This is a genomic window from Ectothiorhodospira lacustris (assembly GCF_022227785.1).
GTDB classification, from domain to species: Bacteria; Pseudomonadota; Gammaproteobacteria; order Ectothiorhodospirales; family Ectothiorhodospiraceae; genus Ectothiorhodospira; species Ectothiorhodospira lacustris.
In genome coordinates this window covers 1-8,521 of the sequence record NZ_JAJNQM010000107.1, presented here as the reverse complement: position 1 = coordinate 8,521, position 8,521 = coordinate 1, and the positions used below count along the sequence as shown (strand labels likewise).

Genomic DNA, 8,521 nt, shown 5'->3' with positions numbered 1-8,521 from the left:
CCATTTCCCGGTAATGTCGTACCGCCTCGCGCATGATGTCGTACTCATGGATGGGCTGCTGCTCGGTGAGCTCGATCACCACCTGCTCAGCGGCGATGCCGTTCTCCTGCAAGAGCTGCAGCGTCATGCCATGAACCGCATTGCGATCCGCCAGCACATCCGGATTGACGTTCAGGAAAAGGCGGCCCTGGAGCCCCAGCTCGGCAAAGCGCGCCAAAATCACTCGACGACAGAGCAGATCCAGTTCAAACAGACACCCCGCGCGGGCTGCTTCGGCCAGTAATTTCTGCGGGGCATGCAGGGGGCTGTCGGAGGGACCGCGGATCAGGCCTTCGTAACCCATGATCCCGCCTTGCTGCAAGGCTACGACCGGCTGGAACAGGGCATGCAGTTCACCGCGGGCAAGGATGCATTCTATGGTCTGGCAGGTAGTCACGGTACAGGTCCGGAACGGAGGGAATTCGCCCGATCCCGGGGCGCGATAGGTGCGTCACTTTAACCGGACACTGTGACACGCCGTTGACAGACCGCCCCTAGGCTTGTCGCGGAGCTTCATCAAGGTGACCATTTACCCGATTACCCAACGGCAACGGTCGTTCGAGAATGTCCGACAACGGCGCCGGCCGCCCGAACAGATACCCCTGCATCATCGGACAACCCAGGCTGCGTAAATAATCCATCTGCACCTCGGTCTCCACCCCTTCTGTAACCACCCCCATCTGCAGCCCCTTGGCCATGGACACGATGGCATTCACCAGGCAGGACTGATCTTCGCGGGCGTTGATCCCCTGAGTGAAACTGCGATCGATCTTCAGGGTATGCACCGGCAGTTTCTGCAGATAGCTCAGGGACGAATAGCCCGTCCCAAAATCGTCAATGGCAATGCGTATCCCCCGCCGACTCAGGGCAGCGAGCTTCTCCACCGTGGCATGGGCATCGCTCATCAGCAGGCTTTCGGTGATTTCCAGCTCCAGCAGATGGGGCGGGAAACGGGTCTCCGACAACGTCTCGCTGATCCGCGCAACGAAATCGTCATGCTCGACCACGATGGCCGAGAGATTCACGGCCAGTCTCATGTCGGCGCAGCCCCCGAGATGACGCCGCCCCACCTCTTCCAGAGCCGAACGCAGCGTCAGATGATCCAGGTCGATGATCAGACGGGTTTCTTCCGCCAAGGGAATGAAATCCGCAGGACTGAGCACACCATGGACAGGGTGAGGCCAACGGACCAGCGCCTCCACGCCGGCCAAGCGGCCTCGGTCCGCATCCACCTGGGGCTGATAGAGGATCTGAAACTCCCGCCGCTCCAGCGCCCGCCGAAAATCCTGTTCCAGCTGCAGAGGCTGGGCATCGCTGCCCATCTCGGGGTCGAAGACACGGAACCCGTTCCTGCGGGAACGCTTTTCCCGGTACATGGCGATGTCGGCGTGCTTGATCAGCTCATCCAGCCCCTGCCCCTGCTCCGGATACAGGGCGATACCGATACTGGCTCCCACATAGAGCTCGTGACCACCGATCTGGAAGGGACGGCTCAGACAGTCGATGATCTTCTGCGCCACCTGTCCGGCGGCGTGGGCATCCTGGACCTCCGGCAGCAACAGAGTGAATTCATCACCGCCGAAACGGGACAGGGTGTCACCCTGTCGGATGGAAGCCAGTAGCCGCTGACTCACTGCCTGCAGCAGCCGGTCCCCCAGAGTATGTCCCAGGGAATCATTGATGACCTTGAAACGGTTGAGGTCGATGAACATGACGGCCAGCCGCACCCCTTTGCGCCGGGCCTGGGCAATGGCAAGGCTGACCCGGTCCTTGAACAGGGCCCGATTAGGCAGGCGAGTCAGCAGGTCGTGATAGGCCTGAAAAGTGATGAAGGCCTCGGATTCCTTGCGCTCGGTGATGTCCCGGGCGGTCCCGTAGATGGAATGGGCCATATCACCGAAGGGACCATGCTCCAGCTCTTCCTGCTGGGGCCAGACCGCCACCTCGAAGTGTCTTCGGCTATGTATCTGCCCGGAAGGACGCAAAATCAACTCCACGGAACGGACATCCCGATGTCGGCGCATCACCTGACCCAGAAAATAATGTGCCTTTTCCTGGTCTTCCTCGTCCACCAACGACAATAACGGGCACCCCAGCAGGACTTCCCGTGCATAACCCAGCAGATCCGTCACCCGGGAGTTGATGAAACTGAAGTGTCCCGCCTCGTCCAGAATGAAGACGATATCGGGAGAATTGTTCACGATCAGTCGGTGCAGGCGTTCCGAGCGTTCCAGGCGCCCCCGCATGCAACGATTCATCTCCTCAAGATGCTTGCGACGCAGGGCATTGTTGACGGTGGCCAGCAGCTCTTCCGATACAAAGGGTTTTTTCAGGTAATCGTAGGCCCCATCCCGAAGGGCACCCGTCGTGTCCTGGATCGAACTATTGGCACTGACCACCACCGTGATGCAGGGCAGTTGTTCGGCGGCCATGAAGCGCAGCACCTCCCGCCCCCCCACCTCGGGCATGGCCAGATCCAGCAGCACCAGGTCGTAGCTGCGTTCCCGCAGCTTGTCCATGGCCTCACGCCCGCCTCCCGCCGTATCCGCCCGAAAACCATGCAACTCCAGCAGTGAACGCAGACTCGTCAACAGGCGAAGGTCATCATCCACCAGCAGAATGCGGGCGGAGGCGGGATCTTGCGGTTCGTGAAAAGGTGATGCTGAGTTCATCAGTCAGGGTCCGGGAAGTGTTCATGGTCGCATCATCCCTGACCATCGAGCGGAAACAGAATCTGGAAGCGGGTACCCTGTGCGCCACTGGCACAGACGATACTCCCGCCCATTTCGTCGATCAGGCGCCGGGTGATGCTCAGGCCCAGGCCGGAATGCCCTTCACCCTTGGTGGAGGTCACGGGAGAGAAAAGGTGCGACTGGATCGACTCCGGGATACCGGGGCCGTTATCCCGAACCGTCAACTCCACGTAGCGAGAGCCGTTGAGGTTCACCGGGGCGCTCGTGGCAACGTGAATTTCACCCCCCGTGTTCACTGCCTCAATGGCATTTTTCAGCAGATTGGTCAGGACCTGACGCAGGTGGTCGGCGTGACCGAAAGTGCCCGCCTCACCCGCCGCCAGACTCAGGGAAAGCCCGACATCACGAGTCCGGCACAGGGAACCCTTGAAGATTTCGGCCACCTGCCGAACCAGCTGATCCATGGGCACGTCATCCGCCTGCCCCAGGGCCGGCACGTCCTTCATCCGTAGCAGGATGCGCCCCACCCGATCAATCTCCTCACGGATCAGGTCCAGATCCTGCTGCACATCATGGGTCTCTCCCAGCTTGATACGCAGCATGGCCAGATAATTCTGGATGATGGTCAGGGGATTGCCCGCCTCATGGATGACTTCACTGATGCGCCGCTGCAAATCGGGGTCGCCACCCGCGGGAAGGGGGGGACCATTGCCCAACGCCCGGGCGATTTCTCCGGTCAGGGCCCGCACAAAACCACGACGTTCTTCCAGCTGGGCGGCCTGAGTATCGGAGACGACCCCCAGCACCAGCACCCCGACGACGGTACGGTCCGTCCCGACAAGAGGTAGAAGCCAGAGCCGCCGTGCATGGCAGACCCCAAAGAGCTGACGATCCACCACGGGAAGATCATCGCCCTTGGACCGGGACAGCACCTGTAGGCGGCCATCCAGGCAGGTGTCGGTGACGGCACTTCGGCCCCGCTCCAGGGGCAGCACAAAGGCGGGATCATCCGCCGGATCGGTCCAGGCACTCAAGAGCTCGCGGCGTGCATCGACCAGAAAAAGCAGGCTGTGTTCCACCCCCAGGGTCATGAACAGGACCTTGCGCACCGCCCGGCAACATTGTCTGAGCTCTCGAACCTGGCTGAGTTCTCCCTGGACCCTATCCAGCTGACCGAGATCACCCAGACACTGACCCAGCCGCTGCTCGGCGCGACGGTCGGAAGCCGTCCGGTCCCGATCATCAAGCTCAATCTCCAGTGCCGCCGCCAGACGTCGGGTATCTTCCTGTACGCTATCCCTCAATTCACTGCTCAAGCCTTCGTTGAGTCCGAACAGGAGGTCTGCGGCCTCCGCTGCGCCCTCAGTGATCGCCTCACCCGCACCCAGCGCATGTGCCAGATTCACCAGCTTCACCAGGTGATGGGCATCCCGCACCTGCCGCGCCGGTTCCAGATGATAGCGAACGGCGTCGCTCAGCAGGGGATTCAGCCCCCACTGCGCCATCAGGCCGGCCGCCTCTTCGCAATGACTGCTGCCGTAGGTGGCCTGTTCCCGGCGGATCAGATCCTGATCGTCCTCCGCCGTCTCCAGAAGTCCGGGATAACGGGACTCATCCAGGGTCAGCCGGGCCAGGCGTCCCAGGTTGACCAGTAAGCCGCACAGGTAAGCCTCTTCCGGACGAGGATAACGGGTCAGGGCGGCCAGGGCCTGGGCGAGGGTGGCGGTGACCAGCGTGCCGCGCCAGGATTCCTTGAGGAAGCGGCGATGACGGCGGCCAAGTTCGTCAAACATCTGCTTCATCGCCGCCGTCATGACCACGTTTTTCACCGTGCGCTGCCCCAAGACCATGATGGCGCGATCCAGAGAACGACAGCCTCCGGCCCTGGCGTAGTGAGCAGAGTTGGCAACCGCGATCAGGCGTGCGGTCATGGCCGGGTCCTGCAGGATGATCTCGCCCAGGCTGCGCAGATCGGCCTGCTCATCCTGAATCGCATCCAGGATATTCAACAGGACCTGCGGCAGGCTCGGCATCGTCTCCATCAGTGGATTTTCCTGAGCCATGACTACCCCACGGCCCGGCGGGTCGTTACATGCATACCGCTTGTCCCTCGCTCTGGTGGCAAACAGAAAAGCCCCGGTCAGCCGTGCCGGGTGTGAGAATTACAACACTAAACTGTTTAATCACAAATATTGTTTAGTCGCAATGATAGTGCGGATTTTGAGATAAAGTACGTCTCTCGACAAACTGCCGATCAGGGCTGTCACTCGACCCGCCCATGGATCACCCCATCGGCCTTCCTCTCCATGTCAGCGCCCACAGGCACAGCAGGACCATGCCCAGCACCGACAACCTTCAAACCGAGGCCCCGCGAGATCCGACGCGCCCACCCGGATCGGCAAACAGCGCAGAGGATCGGCGGCCCCAGGTCATTGCCATTACCAGCGGCAAGGGTGGCGTGGGCAAATCCAGTATTGCAATCAACCTGGGGCTGTGCCTCTCCATGCGTGGGCGCAAGGTCTGCATTCTGGACGCGGATACGGGGCTGGCCAATGCCGGCCTCCTGCTCGGGATGCGGCCTGAGTACAGTCTGGAACACGTACTCTCGGGCGAGCACTCCATCGAAGCGGTCATTCAGAAAGGCCCCCATGGTCTGAAACTGGTCCCGGGAGCCAACGGCATCGCCGAGTGCGTGGATCTGGACACACCCCAGCGCCGGCACCTGGCCAATGAACTGGCCCGCATTGAGGGGGAGTTCGACTATCTACTGCTGGATACTGCGGCGGGCATTTCCAATACTACTCTGGCATTCATCGGTGCCGCCCACCGCATGCTGCTGATACTGACCCCCGAGCCCACTTCCCTGACCGACGCTTATTCGTTGCTGCGGCTGGCCCTGCGGCGGGGGGACGTGAACTGTCAGGTCCTGGTCAACATGGTGGGCGATGTGCATGAGGCACGGGATGTCTTCCAGCGCTTCAGCGGCGCCGTTGAAAAATATCTCAAGGCCCGGGTCAATTTCCTGAGTTTCATCCAGCGGGATGAGAGCCTGCGAAACGCCGTACTGCTGCAGTACCCTGTGGCCTTGTTCCCCGAACACGACCCTTCCCACAGGACATTCCAGCGCATGGCGGATGCCCTGGAAAACGCCCCGCCCGTGACGGCGCCCGGGCGCCTGTTCAGTCAGTGCTGGCTCGATACCAAGGCACCTGACGATACCGGAGCGGCTCCGGAAGAACCCGATGAGGCGTCACCAGCCGAATCACCACCGCCACCCTCACCGCGCTCGGAGGCCCTGTTCAGCCGAGACAACACATTCACGGTCGGTGACCATGGCCTGGACTTGCCTGCCCGCCACCATGGCTATGATGAAGCCCGCTTCGGGCCGCAACAGCAATTGGCTGACCAACTCAGGCAACTGGGACACCAAGGCCTTAGCCTCATGGAACGGCTGAGACGCCTGCAGAAAACGCCTTAGGTGCCCGATCAGCGCTTCAAGCCATGCATCCGATCGGGGTGCACCTGCTTGCCCATTGCAGAGTGATGCCCGCATTGAATATCTTGAGTCTCTTACGGCCCAACCGTCACTTTGTCCCCCACCCGCCCTGGAGGTCCTTCCATGACCAATCCGAACCCATCCACGTCCCGAGGCAACGCCACCCTGACCCTGGACGGGCAGACCCTCAGCCTCCCTGTGGTGGAGGGCAGCGAGGGCGAGCGCGCCATTGATATCTCCAACCTGCGCAGCCAGACCAACCACATCACCCTGGACCCGGGCTACGGCAATACCGGCAGCTGCGAGAGCGGCATCACCTTCATCGACGGTGACCAGGGCATCCTGCGTTACCGGGGCATCCCCATCGAGGAGTTTGCAGACAGCCCCTCCTTCATCGAAGTGGCCATGTTGCTGATCAACGGCACCTTGCCCACGGCCGAGGAATACGCCTCCTTCTCGGCGGATCTGACCCGCTTCGCCAACATCGATGAAGGCATGAAATATCACTTCCAGGGTTTCCCCCGGGCCGCGCCGCCCATGGCCATCCTGTCCGCCATGATCAATGCCCTCTCCTGCTTCTATCCGGAACTGCACGAACTCGAAGACGAGCAGCAGTTCCGTCAGGCCTCGGCCCGCCTCATCAGCAAGGTACGCACCGTCGCGGCCTACGCCTACCGGCATTCCAAGGGCCTGCCTTACATGTACCCCCATCCGGCGATGCGGTACGTGCCCAACTTCCTGCACATGATGTTCTCCCAGCCCTACGAGCAGTACGTCTGTCCGGAGATCGTCAGCAAGGCCCTGAACCTGATCCTGATCCTGCACGCAGACCACGAACAGAACTGCTCTACCTCCACCGTGCGCATGGTGGGTTCCAGCGGCGCCAATCTGTTCGCCTCCTGTGCCGCCGGTGTCTGCGCCCTGTGGGGGCCGCTGCACGGCGGTGCCAACGTGGAAGTACTCAACATGCTGGATCAGATCCACCGGGGCAACATCACACCGGAGGAATACGTGAAGCTGGCCAAGGACAAGGACAGCAAGGTCCGCCTGATGGGCTTTGGTCACCGGGTCTACAAGAACTTCGATCCCCGCGCCCAGATGCTGCAGAAGATCGCCCAGGAACTGGTGCCGGTGCTCAACCGCAACGACCCCCTGCTGGACATCGCCCGTCGGCTGGAGGAGATCGCCCTGTCGGACCCCTACTTCGCGGATCGCAAGCTCTATCCCAACGTGGATTTCTACAGCGGCATCATCCTGCGGGCCATGGGCATTCCCACCAACATGTTCACGGTGATCTTCGCCATCGGCCGGTTGCCCGGCTGGATCGCCCACTGGTGGGAACAGCACCAGGCCCCGGTCAGCCGCATTGCACGGCCGCGGCAGATCTATACGGGGACCACCGACGCCCATTATCTGCCCATGGAGGAGCGCAACAGGGCGGAGTGAGGCCGGCCCGTCCCCCCTAGGGCCGGACCCCGGAAGCCCAGGGGAGGCCCAGGGAGGCCAGTTTCCACGAAAAATTCCCCTGTCGATGCAGGATCAGATCCACCTGCTGAACGGGGTCACGCTCACTTTCGATGGTGACCACGAAGCGGTCCAGACCCGCATACCCCATGCGGGTCCGGGTTTCTCCCTGGGCAGTAAAGCTCATGCCGCGGCCATCGGGCTCGGGGATATACCCCTCCATAATGGTGAATACCCCGGCGGGAGAAACCACGGCATCCACCAGCGGCTTGAGCAACGCCCCCGCCACGGCCACGCCGAGCCCCCCGAAGGGGTTATCCCGGCGAAAATCCGCCAGTTCCTGGGCCAGGACCTCATTGAGGCTCTGACGCACGTCTTCCCGCAGGGCCGGGAAATCCACGTGGCGGGCCAGCTTATCGGTATCCCGGGATTCCACTGCTGCCTGCATCTGGGACACGGTGTAGTAAGGCGCGTAGTAATACCAGCCACCAAGGGCAAGCAGGCCGACAATGACCAGGGGTTTGACAAGCATATTCATGATGTAAGGACGACCATATGAGCTGAACTGGAAGGCTGGGAACCCCCGGCCAAAGCCCGCCATCGACGGGCAGGAGCGGAGTTGTCACCGATATCCTAGCGGAATCGGCGGTTTCAGGCATGTGGCTGAACGGACTTAAACGACCTCTCGCACCCTCAGCACCAGAAAAAGCACCCACACCACTCACCTCGTCCAGCGGTAGAAACACACCGAGGAAGCTCTGAAAAATCCTCTTTCCGTCACTCCGCCCCGCTATCTTTCACTCCCGCCCTCCCTTTCCATCACTCCCTC

The 8,521-nt window shown here is 61.6% G+C and carries 6 protein-coding genes; 2 read left to right on the top strand and 4 right to left on the bottom strand.

What is annotated here, in order from left to right; all coding sequences use genetic code 11:
* From LQ952_RS14635 to LQ952_RS14625, 3 genes are all read right to left on the bottom strand, one after another.
* Positions 1-436, bottom strand: a 436-nt coding sequence (locus LQ952_RS14635; protein WP_238623363.1) for an EAL domain-containing protein, incomplete at its 3' end; no start/stop codon positions are given.
* A gap of 97 nt (positions 437-533) precedes the next feature.
* A complete protein-coding gene (locus LQ952_RS14630; RefSeq protein WP_238623362.1) occupies positions 534-2,711 on the bottom strand; it encodes a putative bifunctional diguanylate cyclase/phosphodiesterase in 2,178 nt (725 codons plus the stop codon).
* A gap of 32 nt (positions 2,712-2,743) precedes the next feature.
* A complete protein-coding gene (locus LQ952_RS14625; RefSeq protein WP_238623361.1) occupies positions 2,744-4,795 on the bottom strand; it encodes an HDOD domain-containing protein in 2,052 nt (683 codons plus the stop codon).
* A gap of 272 nt (positions 4,796-5,067) precedes the next feature.
* Between LQ952_RS14625 and LQ952_RS14620 the strand changes: the two genes are divergently transcribed.
* Together LQ952_RS14620 and LQ952_RS14615 are read left to right on the top strand one after the other, a co-directional pair.
* Entirely contained in the window at positions 5,068-6,210 is a 1,143-nt protein-coding gene (locus LQ952_RS14620) for a MinD/ParA family protein (RefSeq protein ID WP_238623360.1), read from the top strand.
* A 141-nt stretch (positions 6,211-6,351) separates the two neighbouring features.
* On the top strand, positions 6,352-7,674 hold the full coding sequence (locus LQ952_RS14615) for a citrate synthase (protein WP_238623359.1): 1,323 nt from the start codon (positions 6,352-6,354) through the stop codon (positions 7,672-7,674).
* A gap of 16 nt (positions 7,675-7,690) precedes the next feature.
* Here LQ952_RS14615 and LQ952_RS14610 read toward each other — a convergent pair whose 3' ends face one another.
* Positions 7,691-8,230, bottom strand: a complete 540-nt coding sequence (locus LQ952_RS14610) for a DUF2939 domain-containing protein (protein ID WP_238623358.1) — start codon at positions 8,228-8,230, stop codon at positions 7,691-7,693.
* Between the last annotated feature and the right edge of the window lie 291 nt (positions 8,231-8,521).

What these genes read in the sequence shown, in the direction of transcription:
- LQ952_RS14610 (WP_238623358.1), bottom strand. Translation starts at nt 8,230, where the DNA reads ATGAATATGCTTGTCAAACCCCTGGTCATTGTCGGCCTGCTTGCCCTT.
- LQ952_RS14625 (WP_238623361.1), bottom strand. Translation starts at nt 4,795, where the DNA reads ATGGCTCAGGAAAATCCACTGATGGAGACGATGCCGAGCCTGCCGCAG.
- LQ952_RS14615 (WP_238623359.1), top strand. Translation starts at nt 6,352, where the DNA reads ATGACCAATCCGAACCCATCCACGTCCCGAGGCAACGCCACCCTGACC.
- LQ952_RS14630 (WP_238623362.1), bottom strand. Translation starts at nt 2,711, where the DNA reads ATGAACTCAGCATCACCTTTTCACGAACCGCAAGATCCCGCCTCCGCC.
- LQ952_RS14620 (WP_238623360.1), top strand. Translation starts at nt 5,068, where the DNA reads ATGCCCAGCACCGACAACCTTCAAACCGAGGCCCCGCGAGATCCGACG.